This window comes from Sediminibacterium ginsengisoli, from assembly GCF_900167075.1.
In the GTDB taxonomy this organism is placed as follows: domain Bacteria; phylum Bacteroidota; class Bacteroidia; order Chitinophagales; family Chitinophagaceae; genus Sediminibacterium; species Sediminibacterium ginsengisoli.
Window position 1 is genome coordinate 135359 of sequence record NZ_FUWH01000004.1, and the last position, 23648, is coordinate 159006.

Here is a 23648-nt window from a genome sequence, read left to right on the forward strand (position 1 = left end):
CCATGCCGATTATTGTAAACCTCGATGTAATGATGGCTAAACGGAAGATGTCTTTGAATGAGCTTTCTGAAAAGGTAGGCCTCACGTTATCCAACCTGTCCATCCTGAAAACCGGTAAAGCGAAAGCAATACGGTTCAGTACCCTTGAAGCGATCTGTAAAGTGCTGGATTGCCAGCCCGCAGATATTCTTGAATATCAAAATGAATAGTCTGAACTAACCTCATTTCCTAATCACAAACCTATCACATGAAAAAGCAAAGTCAATTTTTGCAGGGGCATTGTATTGCCCTGATCTTTCCGCTGTTACTTGTATTTGCAGGCTGCGGCCAGACAACTACAATAAAAGAAAAAACGACCGCCCCGAAAACAGATATCCATACGGCAGTCGTTACCGGCGATGCAGCAGTACTGAAGCAACATATCGCGGCCCGTTCCGACCTGAATACAAAAGATCCGATCGGTGGTTCAAGCCCGCTCATCACTGCCTGTCTTTTCGGTAAAACAGAACTGGCAAAAATACTGATCGATGCAGGTGCTGATATCAACTTTAAAAACAACGACGGATCTACACCGTTACATACGGCGGCTTTTTTCTGCAGACCGGAAATTGTACAAATGTTATTAGCAGCGCGGGCCGATAAAACCATTAAAAACAAATACGGCCAGACGCCGGCTGAAATTGTATCAACGCCTTTTGCTGCTGTTAAAAGCATCTATGAGAACATGGAAAAAATGCTGGCGCCAATGGGACTTAAGCTGGATTATACCTATATCGGAAAAACAAGGCCGCAGATCGCTGCGATGCTGAACAAGCCATAGCAGATGAACAGACGATATGATATCGACTGGCTACGTGTGATTGCCATCGGGTTATTACTGATCTATCATACGGCAATTGCATTCCAGCCGTGGGGGCCGTTAATTGGCTTCATTACCAATAACCAGTCGTGGGAATCATTATGGCTTCCAATGACCATGCTCAATGTGTGGCGGATCCCCATTTTGTTTTTCATTTCAGGGATGGGCGTCTGCCTGGCATTCAGGAGAAAAACCTGGCGGCAGTTGTTGCAGGAAAGGTTTGGAAGAATACTGATACCCTTTCTGTTCGGCTTCTTTACAATTGTTCCTTTACAGGCATATATCGCAGGTTGTTATTATCAGCAGCGCACAGGTTATATGCCGGGCGCAGGTCATCTGTGGTTTCTCGGGAACATTTTTTTGTACCTGCTGTTACTGTTGCCTGCATTCTGGTTTCTTAAGAAGAGCCGGCATGCCGTAAGCCTGATACAGAAAATATCCACCAGCCTGTTATTCCCGTTCATGATCATGGGCGTATTCATGATCGAAACATTGATTGTGCAGCCCGTATTATTTGAGTTGTATGCGATGACTATGCATGGGTTTGCCCTTGGATTAACCGCATTCTTTTTCGGTTTCTGCTTTATACTGGGTGGCGATCCATTTCTCCGGATGTTACTGAAATGGCGCTGGTTATTTTTAGTGATGTCCCTGTTGCTGTACGCATGCCGCCTGAATGGAACAGGCAATACAGTAATTGCAGCCGAATCAGTATCCTGGGTATTCGCTGTACTTGCATTCGGATACCATTACCTGAACAGGCCTGGAAGACTGCTCCGTTATTTAAGCCAGGCAGCTTATCCTGTTTATATTGTTCATATGCTGTTCCTGTACCTTGCTTCATTGCTTGTGTTTCCGATGACTATGCCTGTTGCGCTCAAGTTTATCCTGGTTTTATTGCTGACATGTGCAGGCTGCTTTGCTTTTTACGGGTTTGTGATCAGGCGGATAAAACTGATGCGGATGTTGTTCGGATTGAAATCTGAGTAACGGACCAAACAGCTGTTCGGCAATATTGTTATCTTCGGGAGACAATGCTTTATTTCCTTTTATGAAATTCGACAAATATTTACCTGCTGATCGGCTGAAACCCTATATCAGGTATTTTGTTGTATCGGAGAATGAGTCTTTACAATCATATAAGGTTTTTCCTGAACCCGGACTGGTATTGGGATTTCAATACAGCGGTCAGCTTTGTGTTATTGGCAATACTGAGGAATACAAACTTTCATCTGCCGGCATTACCGGCATCACCGACACCTATAAAAACTTTAAGAGCTCGGCAGGCATTGGCACTATCCTGGTTTATTTTACTGAAACAGGTTTTGCCCGGTTCAGTTCGTTGCCGGTGCATGAACTTTTCAACCTGAGTGTTTCATTGCATGATATTTTCGACAAAAGCATGATCGCAGCAACGGAGGAAAAACTGGCTTTTGCCATTACTGACCGGCAGCGGCTTGATATTGTTGCGCATTTTTTGTTATCGCAGTTAAAAAATACAGGCGAAGACCAGCTGGTTACGGAAGCAGCAAGGCTGATCACGGAAAGCAAAGGAAGTATCCGGATCAAAGAACTGCATCAACGTTTATTTATCAGCCAAAGCCCTCTCGAAAAAAGGTTCAGAAAAATCGTGGGTACTTCGCCGAAGAAATTTGCCTCCATCATTCGTTTCAATACAGTGCTCAATAAGCTGGGCAATCCGGAATCGCTGACAGATACCGGTTATGAGAATAACTATTTCGACCAGGCGCACTTCATTAAAGATTTCAAACAGTATACCGGTACCACTCCTGAAAAATTCAGACGAGGGTTGTAGAAAAACGATTTTTTACAATTCCCGCCATAACAGGTGCGGGATCTTTGTATCGTCAACAGTGATTGTATCATCATAAAACCAGGAACATGTTTACGACAGAACAGATCAGTGAAGCGCACAGCAAGGTTAAATCAGGTGCCGACTTTCCGGCTTATATCAAAGAAATCAGGGCATTAGGCGTGACCTGTTATGAAACCTATGTTACAGACGGGCATACGGATTATTATGGAGCGGATAATTACAAAATCATATCCCCGGCAAAATATGAACCGATGAGCATCGCAGCAGCAACTGTACCGGAACAATTCAAAGCGGGGCTGAAAGCGCACCAGCAGGGAAAAACAGATTATGCTGCTTTCATAACGCTTTGCGCCCAGACTGGTATTGAAAAATGGACTGTCTGTATGGAAAAAATGACCTGTACTTATTATGACAGGTCGGGCAATGAAATATTGGTGGAAACAATACCAGGATAAATTTCCTGATAACAGGCTGACCATGCTGACCGTTTCTTTGCCGGTCCTTTAAGCAATGTTATATACCCGCAAACGGGTATATAACATTGCAGCCTGGTCTTTTACATTGCAGCTTAAAACTGCATTATGAAAAGAATTGTTTTCCTGTGCACTATATTTCTTTTATGTTTCATTTCAGGAACACTGCGGGCACAGCTCTCCAACCAGTTTCCTGCTGAATTGAAAAACCTGATAACCCTTCCGGTTAGTGAACTCAAAGGCAAAGAGCTTGAACGCCAGCAGGTGGCAGCAATATATGAAGTGAAGCAGCAACTTACCGGCTTCAGTCTTTCATATACCCAGAGTATCATGGGCAGTTCCCTGTCTGGGAAATACACTCAGCAGGGTTCACAGGAGATCATGGATGCTATATCCGGGAAACTGCTTGAGACGGTATATACATTTAAGGACAGCAATACACAACCCGCCATGCTGAAAGGCATTGTCAACTCCAATGTATCAAGGCGGATCGACGTGCTCGATTTTTCAAATAATGGCAAGAAAGTTGCTGTTTTTACGTTGTATAAGGACAACAACCTTTTGGTTGAGATCCTCAACAAGTAACAACATGAAAAAAGCTTTCCTTTCGGCCTGTTTCTGCCTGACCTGTTTTGTACTGAGTGCCCAGCAATACGAACTGTTTACCGCTGCAGATGGTAAACAGGGACTCAGGGATGAAAACGGGAAAACAATTATCCAGGCCCGTTATAACAGTGTTGACTCATTTTTCAGCGGCGGTTATGCGCGTGTATGGCGGGGAACGAAAGTGGGACTGGTAGATCAGACCGGGAAAGAAGTGCTGGCACCGGATATTTATAACCATATCAGCTATTTTGTAAACGGGACTTCCTTTGTAAATATCGGCGGCAGAAAAAATGAGGACGGCAGTTTCAGTGGTGGTAAATATGGCGCTATCAACAAGGCAGGCAGACAGATCATTACCCCGGCCTACGATTATATCGATTATTTCAATGACGCGTTCGACATTGCACTGGTAAACAATGGCTGTACCACAGAGCCACTCAGCGGGGATATGTACGGAGGCAAATGCGGGCTGATCGATCTCAAAACAGGCAGGCTCATTCTTCCGCTGCAGTACAGTTTCATTGACGCGGAAATGGCTGAAGGATTATATCTTGTAAACATAGGCGGGGAATACGCTGAAGAAGAAGGTGTAACCGGCGGCAAATGGGGTTACATCAATGCGCGGGGCAAGATCATCATCCCACCACAATTCGACAGTGCGGATTATTTTGAAAACGGCAGAGCGGGTGTATCAAAAAACGGGAGATCTTTTTATATCGATAAAACAGGTAAAGAGATTAAATAAACTGCAGTGTATGAAGGAAACAGTCGTTCATATTATTGCCCGGAATTAATTTGCAATGCATATCCGGCATTTGAAGATGAAAAGCCGGAATTCAACTTGTGATAAAGACGTAAATAATCCACTTTATATTCCATTCGTTTTTTATACTGCTGGCAGCAGATTTAGTACGAAAGCCTGAGTCCTTTGATATAGCTATTCCATATGTCAGGGTCTGTTATTTCGAAAAATCGGAGTTATAATACCGATTTTATGATATTATGCAGGGGATTTTCAAATTATACGTAAAATCGGAGTTATATATCCGATTTGAGCAGATAATCGGCCTTATTTTTTATATTTCATTCCTTCCAACCTTTTGCCGTTTTCTATCTCCTGCAGGTATGAAACAACTGCTCGTTTTAACCCTTGCCCTGCCCCTATCCGTTTTGGCCCAGAAAAAATCGGCATCTGCTGTTGAAGTATTGCAAAAAACGCTGAACAAACTGGAATCATTAAAGACTGTCAGTTATAGCCAGACCCGCGAAACTCGTTATTTCGCAGACAACTACCAGCATACTTTAAAAGCGGATATGTTTATCGATTTTGCCGCGTCCAATGCGTTGAATCTGCGTTTCCAGGCAGAAAGCGATAAAACTATTTTTGTGTATGACGGGCAATACAGATTACTCATCGACAAAGAAAATCAAACCATCGACAGTGCAAGCGCTGCTACTTTTGCTTCGATGCGCAATAACAGTTACCTGTATCATTCATTAGCCATGCTACGCAGAATGATCCCGGGTACCATTGCCAATGACAGCATCCGGAAATCGGTAAGCGACACCTTGATCGGCAAAACAACCTATTATAATGTACGCATGGAAGGCGATGGAATGTATTTCGCGTTGCTGGGCGGTATGGAGTATTACAAGAATGCGCAGTTAAGGCGCCCGTATTATCTTCTGATCGATAAAAAGACCTATTTACCTTACCAGTTCATTTCCAAATATATCCGTGGCACCGACGATCGTGATTATGTAACGATGACCTACAGCAACATGGATACCCGCGCCAATACACCTGCACCACGCGGCTGGAGTTACGCAGCTTATGCCGACACTTACAAACCCTATGTAGCACCGGCTGTGATCCCTCTTATCAAACCTGGCACCCAGGCACCAGGTTTTACTTTACCAGCTTACTTACCTGCAGGTATCGACAGCTTAAGTCTGCAACAATATGCAGGCAAAGTAGTGCTGCTCGAATTCTGGTTTAAAAGCTGTGGGCCCTGTATGGAAGCAATGCCACATTACAATGAGTTGCAACAATCATTTAATAAATCCGACTTCGCACTGATCACTATTAATGTGGAAGATCCGGTGGAGGATATCAAATTCTTCTATAACAAATACCAGCCCGTGTATCCCATGCTCTACAATGGCCGCAGTTTCTGGCAAAGTGTCGGGTTTACCGGCGCACCTGCATCACTGCTTATTGACCGGGCCGGGAAGGTAAGAGAAGTGATCAGGGGGTTTGTTAAGGATGATATTGAGAAGAAGGTGAAGGGGTTGGTGGGGGAATAGATATTTTCCTTATACCATTATGGCCACTTATAAATATTTATATCTGGCCATAATCTCCACTGCTGAAAGCTTTTTGCGACCTCCCGACATAGTCGGGACTCCTTCAACCACCCGGACACCAACAGTATAAAAACAAAAATCCCGCAAACCTCTAATTTGCGGGATTCATTCAGCAGAGAGGAAGGGATTCGAACCCTCGATACAGTTTCCCGTATACACACTTTCCAGGCGTGCTCCTTCAACCACTCGGACACCTCTCTGTTTTTTTCAGGATTGCAAAAATAACGGCTTCAGGGTCAGTTTCCGAATATTTTTTCTGCATTGGCCGTGGTAATCGCCGCCACATCTGCCACAGACAGCTTTTTCACGTCTGCCAGCTTCTCTGCCACATATTGCAGGTAGCTGCTTTCATTGCGTTTGCCGCGGAATGGCACCGGGCTCAGGTAGGGGGCATCAGTTTCGAGTACCATGTGCTCTAACGGAATATTTTCAAGTGCTGCTGGTAAGCCTGCATTTTTGTAGGTCAGTACGCCGCCGATACCGAGGTAAAAGCCCATGTCCACAATCTGCCTGGCCGATTCATAACTGCCACTGAAACAATGGAATATGCCGCCCAGGCCTTTCGCGGCAAAAGGCTTCACCGCTTCTATCGTTTCCTGCATGGCATTACGGGTATGGATCACAATGGGAATCTTGAGATCGAGCGCCCACTGCATCTGCTGGTCGAATGCTTCGCGTTGCGCACCGGCAAAGGTTTTATCCCAGTAAAAATCCAGCCCGATCTCCCCCACTGCCACAAACGGGCGCTTGTCGAGCCAGGATTTCACATGTGCCAGTTCTTCCTTATAATTCTCTTTCACATAACAGGGATGCAGCCCCATCATGGCAATACAGACACCAGGGTAAGCCTGCTCCAGGCCTAACATCGCTTCAGTTGCGGTGCTGTCGATTGCCGGCAGGTAAAACCGTTTTACACCCTGCTCCTGCGCTCTGGTAATGACCGCGTCCAGGTCTTCCTTAAACTCGTCTGCATATAAATGACAATGTGTATCGATCAGGTTCATACTGCAAAGTTCCGCATTAAATATTTAAGGGAAAAACAAGGCGCTTTTTTTTAGCAGCTTTATAATAAAAAAGGGCAATTGTACGTTTATGTGCAGCAAACCCTTGCAATTTTTACAATCCAATATCGCATAGAAACTTTGCAATCCTAATTATCCGGCCGGACTCCCTAGTCCGGCTTTTTTATCTACCGGAAGTTGCCGGTGTAATACTCCTGAAACTGTATCCGGATTTGCTGAAATGATCCAGCACCAGCGGCAAAGCATGACTGAGCCTTGGCCAGGCTTTCTGGCTGTCGTGGAAAACGATCACAGATCCCGGCCGGCAATGATACAGCACATAAGCCAGACAGGCTTCCGGTGTGAGATTCGTATCGAAATCGGCGCTGAGCACATCCCACATGATAATATTGGCCGGGTCTGCTCCTTTTTTACGCAATGCTTTGAGCTGTGCACGGCTGATCCGGCCATAAGGCGGGCGGAACAGCGGGCTGCTGATGTATTCCGATGCAGCAGCAATATCAGCGAGGTAATCGTTTACAGGCGTTTTCCAGCCATTCAGGTGCTGATGGGTATGATTTCCCGTGGCATGACCGTCATTTAATATACGCCGGTAGATCTCCGGGTGTTGTTTCACATTGTTCCCGATACAGAAAAAAGTGGCTTTGGCATTGTAGCGCCCGAGGGTGTCCAGCACAAAGGGAGTAGCGGTCTCGTGGGGGCCGTCATCGAAAGTCAGGTACAGTATTTTCTCCTCTGCCGGGATGCGCCAGGTCAGGGAAGGATACAGCATGCGCAGCCACCAGGGCGTTTTTACGAGATACATGCTGTAAATATACAGCGATCACTCCGGCCGGGCTTGAAGTCACATCGCTTATCTTTGCCCCATGACGAAAAGAAAAGTTCGCGTAAGATTCGCACCCTCACCTACCGGCGGCCTGCACCTTGGCGGTGTAAGGACCGTATTGTTCAATTACCTGTTTGCCAGGAAACATGGCGGAGATTTTATCCTTCGTATCGAAGATACCGACCAGAACCGTTTTGTGGAAGGCGCTGAAGATTATATCCAGGATACACTGGCCTGGTGCGGACTGGTACCGGACGAAAGCCCGGTACACGGCGGTGCGTTTGCACCTTATCGCCAGAGCGAAAGAAAAGAACGTTACCGCGCTTATGCAGAGCAACTGGTTAAAGACGGTTATGCTTATTATGCTTTTGATACACCGGAAGAACTGGAACAGATGCGGATACAATTCAAAACCGCAGAAAATCCTTCCCCGCAATATAACCAGGTGATCCGCGAACAGATGCGGAACTCGCTGACCATGCCCGAGGCGGAAGTACAGGCATTGCTGGATGCAGGTACAACTTATGTGATCCGTATCAAAATGCCGAAGGATGAGACCCTGACTTTTACCGATATGATCCGTGGTGAAGTCTCTTTCAATACTTCGCAGGTAGATGATAAAGTATTACTCAAAGGCGATGGCATGCCTACCTATCACCTCGCAGTGGTGGTAGATGATTACCAGATGGAGATCAGCCATGCTTTTCGCGGTGAAGAATGGTTGCCGTCTGCTCCTGTGCACTTATTGCTCTGGAAATACCTCGGCTGGGAAGAAGCAATGCCGGAATGGGCACATTTACCGCTGATCCTGAAGCCCGATGGCAATGGTAAACTGAGCAAGCGCGATGGCGACCGGCTCGGATTCCCGGTATTTGCGATGGACTGGACGGATCCGAAGACCGCCGAAAAAACAACCGGTTTCCGTGAACGCGGATTCCTTCCCGAAGCATTTGTAAACATGCTGGCCATGCTTGGCTGGAACGATGGCACCGACCAGGAATTGTTCAGCCTGGAAGAACTGGTAGAGAAGTTCTCCATGGAAAGAGTGCACAAAGGCGGCGCCAAGTTCGATTATGAAAAAGCGAAATGGTTTAACCACGAATGGATCAAAAAGACTCCGGCTGACCAGTTGTTGCCTGCAGTAAAATCTGCCCTGCTTGCAAATGCAGTTCCGGTTACTGATGATATTGTATTGGAAAAAGTGATCGGCCTCGTTAAAGAACGATGCACGCTCCTGCCGGATTTTGTGCAGCAATCTGCCTTCTTCTTCAGCCAGCCTGAAAACATTGAAATCAGTGCGATACAACCCAAATGGGATGATAAAAAGAACCTGTTCTTCGCAGAACTCATCAGGGCATGGGAACTCAGCACTTTATGGGAAGCATCAGATCTCGAAAAAGAATTCAAGGAACTGGCAGCAGCTAACCAGCTGAAACCCGGCGAATTAATGCTGCCATTCAGGATTATGCTCGTTGGGGGTAAATACGGTCCCGGTGTATTCGACATTGCAGAAATCATCGGCCGTGAAGCAACACTGGCGCGGATTAAACATACCTTACAGTTGTTATAATTTCATTTCATTTACCGTTGGTGGAAAAGGCAGTGTACAATAGTTACGCTGCCTTTTCTTTTTCTATCTTGGAACAAATATGTAATGCATGCCGAACGCGAAAAAGGTATTGTACCTGCTGACCGTCCTGAAAATTATTCTGCCTTTTCTTTTACAACATAGCTATTACCAACCGCACAGAGATGAATTTCTTTACCTGGCCGAAGGTCAGCACCTGAGCTGGGGTTATATGGAAGTGCCGCCATTGCTGTCTTTTTTTGCATGGCTTACCCATTGTTTCGGCGGCAGTTTATTCTGGATCAAAATATGGCCGGCCTTATTCGGCGGCTTAACTTTTTTCCTGGCAGGCCGCATTGTATTAATGCTTGGTGGCAGGAGTCTTGCCTTGTTCCTCACTTTTCTTCCTTTCGCCACACAGTTCCTGCGTCTGAATTTTCTTTTCCAGCCGGGCTTCCTGGAGGTTTTCTGCTGGACGCTCTGTGCTTTTACATTGCTCAATTATATCCTTTCAGAGCGCAACAGCTGGCTGTATTTTTTTGGCATCAGCGCCGCATTGGCCATCCTCAGCAAATACACATCCATTTTTTACCTGGCATCCCTATTGATTGCCCTGCTGTTTACACCCTACCGTAAAATTTTCCTGAACAGGCATTTATATTTCGCAGGTTTACTCGCCCTGGTAATCATCGCGCCCAATATTTACTGGCAGTATATGCATCGTTTCCCGGTGTTCACACATATGAAGGAACTGCAGGAGACGCAGCTGCAGTTTGTTTCACGAAAAGAGTTCCTGCTGGGTCAGTTGAAAAACAACACGCTGGTTATTTACCTGCCGCTTGCCGCTTTCCTTTTTATGTTTACGGTAAAGGGCAAACCCTTCAGGATCTTCGGCATCGCGTATGTATTGCTGATCAGTTATATGGCATGGATGCATGCCAAAGCTTATTATGTACTTGGCGTTTATCCCATCCTGCATGCTATCGGCGCTTACTATATTGAAACGCTTACTGCGCGCAGGCTCAGGGCAATACCATATGTGCTGGCTGGTCTCACCTGCGCGCTTGCCATTTATGTATTGCCTTTGATAATGCCCGTTATGAAGCCGGAACAACTGGCCGGCTATTATAAGAGATCAGGGCTGCAAAAGAACGGCTTCAAATGGGAAGACCTTAAACAACATCCTTTGCCGCAGGATTTTGCAGATATGTTCGGCTGGAAAGAAACAGTGCTGAAAACAGCTGCTGCTTATAAAACCATTCCTCCGGCCGACAGGCCTTATACGGTGATTTATTGCCCGAGTTACGCGTTTGCAGGTGCTTTAAACTTTTACGGACCAGCACTGGGTTTGCCCAAAGCCTTATCCACCAATGCTTCTTTTCTTTTCTGGATGCCGGATCGTTATAACGTGAAGCACCTGTTGCTGGTTGCGCATAATATCCCGGATGAAAATGACCCGGTATTCCGTCAGTTCAGCACGGGAACCATGATGGATTCGCTTAACAACCCGCTGGCAAGAGAGAACGGGATCCGTATTATGTTGTATGAAGACGCCGATCCCCGGATAAACCATATCATCGAAACTACTGTTGCAAAAGAAAAGGCAAAATTCACACGAACCGGCCGGTAAGCTGATCATTCAGGGAATTACTGATTTTTCATATTTGATTTCTAATCCCTACTTTTACTCCACGATGAGCTTAACAAACCGCCCTATACGAGTATTGGTTGCCAAAGTTGGACTCGACGGACACGACCGTGGAGCAAAAGTGATTGCCACCGCTTTACGCGATGCGGGTATGGAAGTGATCTATACCGGTTTACGCCAGACCCCGGAAATGGTTGTCAATGCCGCTCTCCAGGAAGATGTTGACGCTATCGGTATCAGTATCCTCAGCGGTGCTCACATGACTGTATTCCCAAAGATCATCAACCTGCTTAAGGAAAAAGAAATGAGGGATGTGCTGCTTACCGGCGGCGGCATTATTCCTGAAGATGATATGCAGGCACTGAACGAAATGGGCGTAGGCAGGCTCTTTCCGCCCGGAACATCCACACCCGATATTGCCGCATATATTACGGAAGAAGTAAGAAAGAAGCGTTCTTTCTGATCCGGTCAGATCTCCGGCAGTGTGAGTCTTTTCAGTTTTGAAACAATGCGTATCGCTACGATGATCACCACGCAGATAAACAATCCTGTATTGTATTCGATGCCTGCTTTTTTCAGCAGGAGATAAATAATTCCCCCGATCAGGCAGGCGGTTGCATAGAGTTCCCCGCGTTTCAGCAGGTTCGGTACTTCACCACAGATAATATCTGCAACCAGGCCGCCGAATGTGGCAGACATCACGCCCATGATCACTGCATAACCTTCATTGATCCCGAACATCAGGCTCCGTTCTATTCCCCCGGCAGTGAACAGGCCAAGCCCGATCGCATCCGTAAAAAAGATCAGCTTCCGGAACCGTACCATATTGATCCTGAATAAAGAAATGATCAGCACTGCTGCCACCACCAGTCCCATCGCAAAATAATCGTTCACCCAGTTTACAGGCACATTGATCAGCAGGTCGCGGATGGTGCCTCCGCCATAAGCTGTTACAAATGCCAGTACAGTGGCGCCGAAAACATCCATCTGGTGTGTACGCGCTTTTAAAGCACCTGTTATGGCAAAGAAAAAGATACCGGTATAAAGCAGTGTCTGGATCAGGTTCATACCTCAAATTACGAACATCAGCCGGTAAAAACATCCTGTTTGCCGGTTCACCCGCTCAATGACAACCCGGATCACAATTGACTTACCTTTACGCAAAATATCCGCCATGTATCAAACCTTACTGACTACACTCGACAACGGCATTTATACCATTACCATCAACCGGCCCGACAAGCTCAATGCGCTCAACCGTGATGTAATGGCTGAGCTCAATGTTGTTATGGATGAAGTCTATCAGAATGCAGCTATCAGGTCCGTGATCATCACCGGCGCCGGTCCTAAAGCTTTTGTTGCCGGTGCAGACATCAGTGAATTTACCGGTTTAGCGGTTGAAGAAGGTGCCCAGCTTGCGGCAAAAGGACAGGCCATTTTTGCAAAGATCGAAAACAGTCCCAAACCTGTTGTTGCCTGCGTGAATGGTTTTGCACTGGGCGGTGGTTGCGAACTGGCGATGAGTTGTCATTTCAGGCTGGCATCCGACAATGCAAAATTCGGTCAGCCGGAAGTGAACCTCGGCCTGATCCCGGGCTATGGTGGTACTCAGCGACTCGTTCAGCTCATCGGTAAAGGAAGAGCAATGGAACTGCTGATGAGCGCTTCGATGATCGATGCAGCCACTGCGCTGCAATTCGGACTCGTAAATTATGTGGTAAGCCAGGAAGAACTGTTACCCAAAGCTGTTTCCATCCTGGATCTGATCAACAGCAAAGCCCCGCTTGCCATTGCCAAGTGTATTGAAAGCGCCAACGCTGTTTTTGATGAAACGAAGAACGGTTATAACGTGGAAGCACAGGCTTTCGGCTATTGCTTCGGAACTGAAGATAAAACGGAAGGAACCACAGCTTTCCTTGAAAAACGAAAAGCGATTTTCACGGGTAAATAAAAAAGGCGCGGTAGCAATACCGCGCCTTTTTCTATTAATGTGCTGTTACACTTTTGATCTCATCTGCAACAGGATGTTCTGCCTTGAACCGGTAGCCCATCAGCTGCGCAATCGTCTGCGCAAACTGCTTCTGGTAATACTGTGTGCCCGCTCCCATTTCTCCCGATGCCTGTATACCAGGTCCTAACACAGCAAACCAAATCTCTGAAGCGCCTTCTACCGATGCACCGTGGGATGTCCATTTATTCTTCTGCTTATCGCCACGGCCATGATCGGTTGTTATGAATAAGGTGGTTTTATTACGGTACTGCGGCATAGACTGTACTGTCTCCCATAATTGACCGATCCATGCATCTACCCTGTGAGCTGCATCCAGATAAGCGCTGTAATTACCGGCATGAGCCCATTCATCTGTTTCGCCGTAAGCGATATACAATACTTTGGGCTGGTTCTTTTTCAGGTACTCGAGTGCACCGTAATGCGTGAACACATCGAAGCATTCATCTTCATGCCATTGCCGGTGTGAATCCTGCAGCATTGCATTAACGAGTTTTTCCTGCGCATTGGGATGTTGTCCGCCGATATTGTCATACGCCGAAAAAACAGGCACACCGCTTTCTTTTTCGTTGAGTATCCTGTCGAACGCATTCCACGCACCAAACGCAGCTACTTTTCCTTTCAGTTTTGGCTGTTTGTTGAAAAAGGCTGTGAGCGTGGTATTGGGGTTCGGTTTATAATCATTCGAATTGATCGAATCATCCACATAACCACACATGATCTCACTGTAGCCGGGGTAAGAGAACCAGTATGGGTTCGACACATTTACCAGGTTGCCTTTGTTGCGGTTACCGTATAATTGCCCTTTACTGCTGATCGTACTCCAGAAAAATGGCAGTAGTTTTTTGCGTCGCTCATTTACATCGGCAGACCAGTAGCGGTTGTAAATATGTGTACTGTCTTTGCCTTTGATACGCATCGCGCTGACTACACCGGTATCAAGTCCGCCGAATAATTCCTGCCAGCGGAAACCATCTGTAGTGATGATAATCACATTTTCTGTTTGCTGTGCATTCACCTGTATAGTCATCAGCATCAGCAAAGGAATCAGTATTCTTCTCATATAGCTCGATTTATGCTTCCTTAAACATAAAAAAAACCACCGGATTATCGGTGGTTTTCGGAATGTTTTAATTGTTATTAATAACCGAAGAGTTCTTCAAGGCTTACTTTCTTCACTGCGCCATATTTCTTCAGGTCATCCATGGTCACTTTCTTCTCTGAAGCCACCACTGCATAAGTGTATGGTTTTCTTGAGAGTTCCGTATCATGGAGTTTTTTCAGATCATTGAATGTAATGGCCGATGCCTGTGTATAGATATCTTTCCTGATATCATGATCTACACCTTTTCTTTTTCCGGCGAGGTAATTGAACACGATCGCATCTTTGGTGATCCTTTCGGTCTCATAATCCTTCAGGAGGCTTTTCTTCGCATTCTCAAAAGTCTGTTCTGCTTCAGGCAGGTCGTTGATCAGCTCATTCATACCATTGATCGCTTCGTGGAATTTGTCTGCCTGGCTGCCCACGTAAGCGATAAAGGCAAACTTGTCTTCCTTCTTGCCCGGTGTCTGCAGAGCCGCAAATGTTGAATAAGCAAGCGCTTTGGATTCACGGATGGTCTGGAATACGATCGCTCCCATGCCGCCGCCGAAATAGTTATTGAATACGCTTGTTACTGCTTCCTTCTTCGGATCATATTGTTCCAGGTTCCTTACCCAGTAGATCTCCGACTGCACCATGTCATAATCAGCGAACAATACACTGTTCTCTTTCTGAATGGTACGCTCGAATTTAACAGGCGCAGGTGCTGCAGTCCAGGTTGCAGGTAACTGGTGATTGGTCTTCAGGCTGGCTGTGAGTTCCGGTAAGGTTTTCGGACCGTAATAGATCACCTTATGTTCGAATGAGAAAATCGAGTGCAGGATGTTTACCAGGTCTGCCGCTTTCAGGTTTTTGATCTCATCGTTGGTGAGCGTATAGTTGAAAGGATTCAGTGCACCATAAGAACCGTAGCTCCTCAGTGCGCTCATGATCGCATTCTTATTCAGTTTATTGTTTGCCCTGGTACGGACAAGACGATTTTTCAGTCCTTCCAGCGCAGCTTCATCGGGCTTGCAGGTGCGTACCAGTTCTTCGAACAGTTTCACTGCTTTTTCAAAGTTTTCGTTCAGACCGCTTAATGATAAAGTGGTGGTTTCAGTTCCTGCGGAAGCACTGAAGCTGCATGCCAGGTTGTAGAATTCTTTACTGATCTGTTCTGCAGAATATTTATCAGTGCCGATGAACTGCAGGTACTGTAATGCAAGTGATAACTGCTTGCTGTTCCAGCTTCCCATATCGAAATAGTAATACATGCGGAAGAGACTGTTCTCTTTGTTCGGCACATACAGTATTTCTGCATTACCCGCTTTTCCTTTCTGGATGTCTTTATCAAAATCCAGCCAGAGTGGTTTTACTGCGCTTAATGGTTTATCGTTGATCGCTTTTACAAACGGTGATTGTTTGGTAGCGTTGGTTTCTACCGGTGTAATGGTTGGCTTCTCAACTTTCACTACATTCTTGTCTTCACCCTTGCGTTTGTAAAGCACTACATAATTGTCGGCAAAAAACTGGTTGGCAAATGCCACCACGTCTTTCTTGCTGATCCTGCCCATCGCATCCAGCTGTTCAACATCGTTGATCCATTTGGTGCCTTTGTTCTTGATAAAGGCATCGGTAATGCTTTCTACACGATTCGCATTATTTTCCAGCCCTTGTAATTCGAACAGTTTGTAGTTGGCAACGATCGCTTTGATCAGTGACTCATCGAAATCTCCTTTTTTCAGGATCGAGATCTGTTCCATCAGCAGGTCTTTCACTTCTTCCAGCGTCTGGCCCTGTTTTGGTGCAGCAGAAATAGAGAATACGCCGTAATCCTTATACTGCCTTACGCCTGCGCCTGAACGAAGTACTTTCTGTTGTTTGTTCAGGTTCAGATCGAACAGACCGGCTTTACCGTTAGAAAGGATGGAAGAAACCAGCACTGCCATCAGCGCCTCTTTTGAATCGGAAGCACCTACCCTGTAACAGAGCTGCATGCTTTCTGCGCTTGGGCCGTAGATGTCTTTGATGATCGGTCCTGCCAGTGGTTTTTCCGGAGCAGGATTATATTCCTGAACAGGTTTGCTCTTCATGTAACTGAAGCGGTCGTCGATCTGTTTGATCAGTTTGTCCGGATCGATATCACCTGCCATTACAATAGCCATATTGTTAGGCACATAATATTTGTAATAATAATCACGGATCGCATTCAGTGAAGGATTTTTCAGGTGCTCGATAGTACCGATCGTGGTCTGCTGACCATAATTATGTGTGGGGAACAGGTAATAGTGCGACGCATCCTGCATTTTCCAGCCGTCCTCATCCAGTGAACGGTTCTTTTCTTCATAAACCGCTTCGAGTTCGGTATGGAAAATACGGAGTACGGGGTTACGGAAACGCTCTGCCTGTACATCAAGGAATTTGTCGATCGCGTTGGAGGGCACATCTTCCTCATATACAGTCTCTTCCACCCATGTATGCGCATTGGTTCCCTGTGCGCCCATGGCTGCCATCATCTTATCATATTCATTGGCGATGGCAAATTTTGCTGCTTCTCCCGATACCCTGTCGATCTCTTTATAGATCTCTTTTCTTTTGGCCTCGTCTTTGGTTGAATTATACTGCTCATACAGTCCGTCGATCTTGTCGAGCAATGGTTTTTCCTTTGCCCAGTCGAGCGAACCGTATTTATCGGTTCCTTTAAACAACAGGTGCTCCAGGTAGTGAGCCAGACCTGTATGGTCTTTCGGGTCGGTGTTGCTGCCCGCGCGCACCGGGATACGGACTGCCACACGGGGTTCTTTTTTATTTACGGATAAAACAACGGTAAGGCCATTCTTGAGGGTATAGAAACGGGCTTTCATCGGGTCATTGGTCACATATTTGTATGTGTACCCGCCCGATGTGGCCTGCTTCCACTCGTATTTGCTCTGCGCAGACACGAGCTGTACGCTCAACGCCAACATAGTAATCAATAATAACTTCATAGGTTTCATAACAGTATTTTAGAAACTTCAAGGTAGAAAAAATATCATATCGCCAGCTATAAATTTGATCGCGTGCGCCGGATGGTTTCGGCGATTGAATCGCGGTTAGTTTTCGATTTTTACTGTTTTTCCGGGTTGCGGTGGCTGTTTTCCCATTCCCGCTTACCTTTGCAGCGTCAAAAAAACATCGATCATATCCCAATTAAAACAGAGATCATGGAATTCAGGATTGAGAAAGACACTATGGGCGAGGTAAAAGTGCCAGCTCAGGTTTACTGGGGCGCCCAGACACAGCGCAGCATTGAGAATTTCAAAATTGCGCAGGACATCAACAAAATGCCCAAAGAGATCATCAAGGCTTTTGCTTACCTGAAAAAAGCAGCCGCCCTTACCAATTTCGACGCCGGCGTACTCCCGCAGGAAAAAGCCGAACTGATCGGCCAGGTTTGCGATGAGATCCTGGAAGACAAACTGAACGACGAGTTCCCGCTCGTGGTCTGGCAGACCGGCTCCGGTACCCAGAGCAATATGAACGTAAACGAAGTGATCGCTTACCGCGGCCACGTGATCAAGGGCGGCAGCCTCACCGATAAGGAAAAATTCCTGCATCCGAACGACGATGTAAACAAGTCTCAGTCGTCTAATGACACTTTCCCTACCGCCATGCACATTGCGGCTTACAATATCCTGCAGGAAGTAACGATCCCCGGCATTAAAAAACTGCGTGATACACTTGCCGCAAAAAGCAAGGCGTATATGCATGTGGTGAAGATCGGCCGTACACACTTCATGGACGCCACACCGTTAACCGTTGGCCAGGAACTCAGCGGTTATGTAAGCCAGCTCGACCATGGTCTCCGCGCCATCGAGAATGCCTTGCCACACCTGTCTGAGCTTGCGCTGGGCGGCACAGCAGTAGGTACCGGTATCAATACACCAAAGAACTACGCGGTAAACGTAGCTGCACATATTGCAAAACTGACAGGTAGACCCTTCGTTACTGCTGAAAATAAATTTGAAGCCCTGGCTGCACACGATGCGATCGTGGAAGCACATGGAGCCCTGAAAACCGTAGCAGTAAGCCTGATGAAGATCGCCAACGATATTCGTATGCTCAGCTCAGGCCCACGCAGCGGTATCGGCGAACTGTTCATACCGGATAACGAACCGGGATCATCCATCATGCCTGGAAAAGTAAACCCTACGCAATGTGAAGCGCTTACCATGATCGCTGCACAGGTAATGGGTAACGATGTTGCCATCGGTATCGGCGGCGCTACAGGTCATTTCGAACTAAATGTGTTCAAACCCGTAATGATCTACAACTTCCTGCACAGCGCAAGACTGATCGGTGATGGTTGTGTGAGCTTTAACGATAAATGCGCAACCGGCATCGAACCGATCGAAGCGAACATCAAAAAACACGTAGACAACAGCCTCATGCTGGTAACCGCACTCAATACGAAAATCGGTTATTATAAAGCTGCAGAGATCGCGCAGAAAGCGCATAAGGAAGGCACTACCCTGAAAGAAATGGCAGTAAAACTGGGCTACCTGACTCCTGAAGAGTTCGATGCCTGGGTAATTCCTGCCGACATGGTTGGTGAACTCAACGGTTAATATCTGAAGAATAACTGTATACAAAAGCCGGGCTCTGATGAACCCGGCTTTTTCTTTCCTTCCTGCTTAGTTGGCCCGTTTGAAATAGAGCTTGAGCTTATCGTTGATATAATATTTAAGATCTTCCTCCGTAGTATGACTGCGCAGCCACTGGTATGAAGGACGATACTGCTGCATAAAATCCTGTAAAGCATCGTCTTTTAACCCGGTATATTGATGCACAAGCGCTGGTGTAAAACGATAATTGATATACGCTTCCTTTTCAAAAGATTCATAAAATTCGTATGCCTTTCTTTTTGCTTTCTCGCGCCTGGAAAACCGGTCGATGTTGAGCGCTATACCTGCTCCGGAATTGGATGCAGCAACGGATGGAATGATCCTGCCGCCGATATCCTGCAGTAAATCATTCCTGCGCTCAAGGCTGTCGCGCTGGTACTGGTTCATGCCTTTGGTATTCACGGTAACCATGGTAAGATCACCCGATAAAGATGAAAGGAATAACGACAAGGTATCCTGTTCTGCATAACGGTTATCATAACGCAGTGTATCGAAATGATAACCCACCGCTGCAAAAGACAATACCTGTCCGGCAGCCAGTTCTATAGAGAAGCGGCCGGTACTCCCTGTCATTACCGTCTTTCCTGTATTCGCATTGGTCACGCTTGCAAGCGCGATCGGATGTCCTGTTGCGCTGTCGCGGAGATAACCCCATTTTACCGTTCTTTTCTGTGCTGCTGCCAGCATAACCGGGATGCAGAGCAGCAATGTCATTAGAATCCTCATATATCCCTTTTTTACAAAGATACCACTGTTAAAGAATCGTCCGGTAATGCGCATAAAAAAGACCGGCAAGCCGGTCTTTTTTATTTTATCGCTGGATCAGGATCTTCTGTGTGTAAATCTTCTTATCGTGATGGATCTTCATCACATAGAAAGATGAACTGATATTGGTAAGCTGTATCGGTTTCGAGAACTTACCTGAGAAACCAGGGTAAGACCTGTTGTATACGCGCTGACCGGAAGCGTTGTAGATTTCTATCGACAGATCGCTTTTATTGGTCACTTCAAAGGACAGGTTAAACAGGCCATTGTTCGGATTCGGTGACACGCTCAGCTTGATCTCCTGAGCCAGTACTTCCGGCGGCAATGCTGTAACAACCACAGCGATCACGTTGGAAATTTTAGGACATGATGCGAGCGGATCGCCGATCACAACTTTATAGGAGCCTGACTGTGTTGGTTTATACCGTTGTGATGTTGCACCGGCTAGCGCCACATCGTTCAGGTACCATTGCACATTGGTTGCAGTATTACATACCAGTTCATCACCTACCTGCGTGATCACAGGCGCAGCTACCGTTGTAGCAGTGATCGCTGTTCTGTCGCTCACGCATGCGCCGGTGGTTACTTTCATATCATAGAAGAAATAATAGAAAGGTGAATAAGCGCTCGGATCAGTACCTGCACTGTTACCTGTAATAGTCATAAGACCGGGAACACCCTGCGGATAAGTTGTGGTACCTGCGATATTCTTGTTACGGAAAATGGTAGCACCATTCTTGTCGCATTCCACCAGCAGGATATGATCTCCTGTTTGTGTTACCGGCAGGTTCAGCATAAAGACTGCACCCGGATCAACAGCACTGTTACCAGGTACTTCCGCCGTGGTCTGTGAGCCATCGGCAGCGGTAACGATCGGTGCGGGTGTAGGGTTCGGGTGCGTGGCCGCCACATCCAGTGTGGTGGATGACAGGATCGTGTACCTGAATGAGCCGTCTGCATTGGTCGATACCAGGTTACCCACCGTAATCTTTATGGTTCCCGGATTACCGATATACAGGCGCACACTTTCAAGAATAACAGGAACACTGTTGTTGAAGCGTACATAGTTACCCCTGAAATTGTTATAACCTCCATCGGTATATACCAGCTTGTTGGCAGGACCGATATTCGCGCTCGCTTCTTTTGCCAGGTAATAGGTATTATTGGAAGGAATGGTTGTTGTTGATGCTGTAGTTCCCGTTGCCAGTGGTGATGTTGCCGTTGCAGAAGAATACCAGAAATAATTGCCGCCTGTAAGCGGGTTGGTTACGGTGAGGCTTGCACTGGTACCGCAGATATCCGCTGTACCTGTTGGCCCGGCCGGTCTCTGGCTGATGGAAATACTCGCAGCAAGCGAATTGTTGGCGGGTGATTGATCACCTGTAACAGTTGCCGTACCGGTAATGGTATAAGTTGTGCCCGCCACCGCAGCGAAAGATGTCTGGAAGGTAAAATCTGCAGAACTTAACGCTGCAATGGTTCCTTTATAAGTGCTGAATACCGTAGCAACAGTTGTGGCACCATTCTTAACATCCAGCGCAACTGGTATATTGGATTGCGCTGCGGTTCCGTTATTCTTGATGCGGATGGTCACGTATTGTGATGCATTCTCACAATCGCCGGATAAGGGTGTCACGATATCACTTACTGCAACATCGGTAGAAGCTGGTACTACACGAATGCGGTAATCCTGTGTTTCTCCGTTATTATAAGTACCGCAGGATGTTACATCGGAAGCAACGGATGTTTCCTGCACCACCACGCGCATAATGCTTACACTGCCTACTGTTAACCTTGCAGGCGTTGTAACATTGGCAGTGAACAGCGCGCCATTGGAAAGTACACCGCTTGTTGCCACCAGTTCGCCGGCATCGGTGAATACGCCGTTGTTGTTATAATCGATAAATACTTTTACGATCTTGTTGGCATTGCTTGCATCTGAGCTTCCCACTTTCACTGCAAGCGGGATCACCTGTGATGGTTCTACATCCGTTACAATATTGGTATTGTTGGTATAGCTGGTATTTCCTGCCGGATTCTGTTTTTTAATATTATTGAAGCTCACGCTGTCGATCCTGGAGCCGGTATTTGATGCCGGTGCCGATGCACAATAAGCCGTTCCGCCCACACCGCTCACCAGCAGCGAATAGGCCTGTGAACCGCGGGCCAGTGTTCCCTTATGCGATACAGTGATGGTATAGGTCTGACCTGCAATGGTGCTGTCGAGGTCTATCCTTTCAACGTTATCAATAATATTATCCCCCGGTGTTGCCACAAGCGCTGGATTGGCAGGATCAAGGATCCAGGGCATGTAGGTTCTTGTGCCACGGGTGATCCGTATATCCAGGTCGTTAACAAGTTTCCGTGTTGTGTTGTTGAGGACATTCGTTTTCTCCACATCCCCCTTTACATCCGTCCAGCAGATCGTTGCACGCAGTTCTCCCTTACCTGATGCTATCACCGGTATTGAAAAACTGCCGCCGTTATTCAATACATTTTCATACAGCAAATGTGCACTCGTAGCTGCGTTATTGGAAGGAACCGCCGCAGTGATCACAGCTGCTGCTTTTTCCACGTTCAGCAAACCCCAGCCATACTGGTAATCCGGACCCGGCGCTGCTCCTGCTTCTTCTGCAGTATGAATGGCCAGTCCTTTCAGTGTTGCCGAACGCAGAAATGAGCCGCTTTTCAGCTTGCCGTAATATTCCTGCAGCAGCAGTAATGATCCTGTTGCATTGGGCGCTGCCATAGATGTTCCGCTCAGGCTCGCATAACTGGTAGTACTGCCGGCTACTGTTGATAATACACTTACACCATCTGCAACAATATCCGGTTTGATTCGTCCGTCATCTGTTGGCCCCCAGCTGCTGAAAGAACTCATTACCACATCCTGTGCACGGTTGTAACCGCCGGGCAATCCCTGTACAGCTCCTACCGTAAGAATATTTTTCGCGTTACAATCCCAGGTAATGGAACCATAACTATCGTTGCTGCTGATACCAGCCGGCCTTGCGCCCGCTGCAGCCATCTGGTTGCTGGCGTTATACCTGTAATAAGATTCACCCACCGCGGGACCGTTCTCGTTGCGGTTGTTTCCCGCCGATTTCACGATCAGGTAAAAAGGTGCGTTATAGGCAATTGAATCGAGCGACTGGGCATCGTCGCTGTAATAACCGAATTTATAATCTTCATTTTCATTGGGACGACCGTAGAACTCCCAGCGGGATTGCGAGGAATTGTAGTTCCAGCCTGAAATAACGGAATAGGAATGGTTCGACAAAAGCAGGTTTGGTGCTTCGGCCGTCATTTCAACGATATCAGAGGTATAATCGTAAGCAACGATTCCGGGCATTGCGAAAGCCATACCTTTTGCGCTCGGGTTAATCCCTGTAGCGATCATGGTACCGGCTACGTGCGTAGGATGATCTTCGAAAGAAGCGGGATTATCTTTCTGCGTAACGCGGCCTTTCAGTTCTACGTGGCTTTCGAGTACCTTACCGCCATCCCAGATACCCAGTTTGTTTTTCAGGAAAGCAGAATTGCCGCTAAGCGATAATCCTGAACTACCACCCGGCCATAACTGGTTTGCCCTTGTGGTAGCCGCAGCGATGGCATTGCTGCTGGACATATAATATTTCGGGAAGCCAAAAGCATCAACACCGATCAGTACGCCGCGGGTATTGTTTCTGCCGCGGACGGTCAGCTCCCAGCCCTTTTGCCTGGCCATGGAAAGCGTACGGGCATAATCCACTTCATCTTTCAGTTTGAATTGCCGGGCGCTTTCTTCCAGGACAGATTTATTGGTAACGACCTGCGCATGAGTAGTATAAAAGATTCCGCATGTGCACGTTAAAGCAAGTAGAATTTTTTTCAGCATAACCGGTTTAGTTTATTTGCCCGGGGATAAACGGCATTTTCCTCAAGA

20 protein-coding genes and 1 tRNA gene are annotated in these 23648 nt (G+C 46.8%); 13 read left to right on the forward strand and 8 right to left on the reverse strand.

From position 1 onward, the window contains the following. Nucleotides 1-2: 2 nt before the first annotated feature. From B5D42_RS08765 to B5D42_RS08800, 8 genes are all read left to right on the forward strand, one after another. On the forward strand, nucleotides 3-209 hold the full coding sequence (locus tag B5D42_RS08765) for a helix-turn-helix domain-containing protein (protein WP_078831108.1): 207 nt from the start codon (nucleotides 3-5) through the stop codon (nucleotides 207-209). A 38-nt stretch (nucleotides 210-247) separates the two neighbouring features. Continuing rightward, nucleotides 248-820 carry an ankyrin repeat domain-containing protein gene (locus tag B5D42_RS08770; RefSeq protein WP_078831109.1) on the forward strand — a complete coding sequence of 191 codons (573 nt, stop codon included), beginning with the start codon at nucleotides 248-250 and terminating at the stop codon, nucleotides 818-820. Nucleotides 821-823: 3 nt separating this feature from the next. Next, nucleotides 824-1849 (forward strand): acyltransferase family protein, encoded by a 1026-nt coding sequence (locus tag B5D42_RS08775; protein WP_078831110.1) that lies wholly within the window; start codon nucleotides 824-826, stop codon nucleotides 1847-1849. Between the two features lie 61 nt (nucleotides 1850-1910). Further along, complete coding sequence (locus B5D42_RS08780; protein WP_078831111.1) at nucleotides 1911-2675, forward strand: response regulator transcription factor; 765 nt, start codon at nucleotides 1911-1913, stop codon at nucleotides 2673-2675. Between the two features lie 86 nt (nucleotides 2676-2761). Beyond that, entirely contained in the window at nucleotides 2762-3151 is a 390-nt protein-coding gene (locus B5D42_RS08785) for a DUF1398 domain-containing protein (RefSeq protein ID WP_078831314.1), read from the forward strand. A 126-nt stretch (nucleotides 3152-3277) separates the two neighbouring features. Beyond that, nucleotides 3278-3754 carry a hypothetical protein gene (locus tag B5D42_RS08790; protein WP_078831112.1) on the forward strand — a complete coding sequence of 159 codons (477 nt, stop codon included), beginning with the start codon at nucleotides 3278-3280 and terminating at the stop codon, nucleotides 3752-3754. Nucleotides 3755-3758: 4 nt separating this feature from the next. Continuing rightward, nucleotides 3759-4520, forward strand: coding sequence for a WG repeat-containing protein (locus B5D42_RS08795; protein WP_176112954.1), 762 nt, complete (start codon nucleotides 3759-3761; stop codon nucleotides 4518-4520). Nucleotides 4521-4900: 380 nt separating this feature from the next. Beyond that, nucleotides 4901-6082: a TlpA family protein disulfide reductase gene (locus B5D42_RS08800; protein ID WP_176112955.1), complete on the forward strand. Its 1182-nt coding sequence runs from the start codon at nucleotides 4901-4903 to the stop codon at nucleotides 6080-6082. A gap of 173 nt (nucleotides 6083-6255) precedes the next feature. Here B5D42_RS08800 and B5D42_RS08805 read toward each other — a convergent pair. From B5D42_RS08805 to B5D42_RS08815, 3 genes are all read right to left on the reverse strand, one after another. Then, nucleotides 6256-6342: transfer RNA gene (locus tag B5D42_RS08805), tRNA-Ser, on the reverse strand. Nucleotides 6343-6378: 36 nt separating this feature from the next. Beyond that, a complete protein-coding gene (locus B5D42_RS08810) occupies nucleotides 6379-7146 on the reverse strand; it encodes a TatD family hydrolase (protein WP_078831115.1) in 768 nt (255 codons plus the stop codon). 181 nt (nucleotides 7147-7327) lie between these two features. Further along, a complete protein-coding gene (locus tag B5D42_RS08815) occupies nucleotides 7328-7969 on the reverse strand; it encodes a polysaccharide deacetylase family protein (protein ID WP_078831116.1) in 642 nt (213 codons plus the stop codon). Between the two features lie 61 nt (nucleotides 7970-8030). On the opposite strand from B5D42_RS08815, the gene gltX reads away from it, so the two are divergent. The 3 genes from gltX (at nucleotide 8031) to B5D42_RS08830 (ending at nucleotide 11668) form a co-directional block, all read left to right on the forward strand. Beyond that, complete coding sequence (gene gltX / locus B5D42_RS08820; protein WP_078831117.1) at nucleotides 8031-9560, forward strand: glutamate--tRNA ligase; 1530 nt, start codon at nucleotides 8031-8033, stop codon at nucleotides 9558-9560. Nucleotides 9561-9648: 88 nt separating this feature from the next. Then, entirely contained in the window at nucleotides 9649-11187 is a 1539-nt protein-coding gene (locus B5D42_RS08825) for a glycosyltransferase family 39 protein (RefSeq protein ID WP_078831118.1), read from the forward strand. A 64-nt stretch (nucleotides 11188-11251) separates the two neighbouring features. Next, the gene (locus B5D42_RS08830) at nucleotides 11252-11668 is read left to right on the forward strand and encodes a cobalamin B12-binding domain-containing protein (protein WP_078831119.1); all 417 of its coding nucleotides are present in this window, start codon (nucleotides 11252-11254) and stop codon (nucleotides 11666-11668) included. 5 nt (nucleotides 11669-11673) lie between these two features. Here the strand turns inward: B5D42_RS08830 and B5D42_RS08835 are convergent, their stop codons facing one another. Then, nucleotides 11674-12273 carry a trimeric intracellular cation channel family protein gene (locus tag B5D42_RS08835; protein ID WP_078831120.1) on the reverse strand — a complete coding sequence of 200 codons (600 nt, stop codon included), beginning with the start codon at nucleotides 12271-12273 and terminating at the stop codon, nucleotides 11674-11676. A 106-nt stretch (nucleotides 12274-12379) separates the two neighbouring features. Here B5D42_RS08835 and B5D42_RS08840 point away from each other — a divergent pair, with 106 nt between their 5' ends. Further along, a complete protein-coding gene (locus tag B5D42_RS08840) occupies nucleotides 12380-13156 on the forward strand; it encodes an enoyl-CoA hydratase/isomerase family protein (protein ID WP_078831315.1) in 777 nt (258 codons plus the stop codon). 34 nt (nucleotides 13157-13190) lie between these two features. On the opposite strand, the gene B5D42_RS08845 is transcribed toward B5D42_RS08840, so the two are convergent. Together B5D42_RS08845 and B5D42_RS08850 are read right to left on the reverse strand one after the other, a co-directional pair. Further along, nucleotides 13191-14276 (reverse strand): alkaline phosphatase family protein, encoded by a 1086-nt coding sequence (locus B5D42_RS08845; protein ID WP_078831121.1) that lies wholly within the window; start codon nucleotides 14274-14276, stop codon nucleotides 13191-13193. A gap of 77 nt (nucleotides 14277-14353) precedes the next feature. Next, entirely contained in the window at nucleotides 14354-17290 is a 2937-nt protein-coding gene (locus B5D42_RS08850; RefSeq protein ID WP_078831122.1) for a M16 family metallopeptidase, read from the reverse strand. Between the two features lie 207 nt (nucleotides 17291-17497). Between B5D42_RS08850 and fumC the strand changes: the two genes are divergently transcribed. Further along, nucleotides 17498-18901 (forward strand): class II fumarate hydratase, encoded by a 1404-nt coding sequence (gene fumC / locus B5D42_RS08855; RefSeq protein WP_078831316.1) that lies wholly within the window; start codon nucleotides 17498-17500, stop codon nucleotides 18899-18901. 66 nt (nucleotides 18902-18967) lie between these two features. Here fumC and B5D42_RS08860 read toward each other — a convergent pair whose 3' ends face one another. Both B5D42_RS08860 and B5D42_RS18240 read right to left on the reverse strand, forming a co-directional pair. Further along, nucleotides 18968-19684, reverse strand: coding sequence for a carboxypeptidase-like regulatory domain-containing protein (locus tag B5D42_RS08860; RefSeq protein ID WP_139367069.1), 717 nt, complete (start codon nucleotides 19682-19684; stop codon nucleotides 18968-18970). A gap of 85 nt (nucleotides 19685-19769) precedes the next feature. Then, nucleotides 19770-23600, reverse strand: a complete 3831-nt coding sequence (locus B5D42_RS18240) for a S8 family serine peptidase (RefSeq protein WP_078831124.1) — start codon at nucleotides 23598-23600, stop codon at nucleotides 19770-19772. Between the last annotated feature and the right edge of the window lie 48 nt (nucleotides 23601-23648).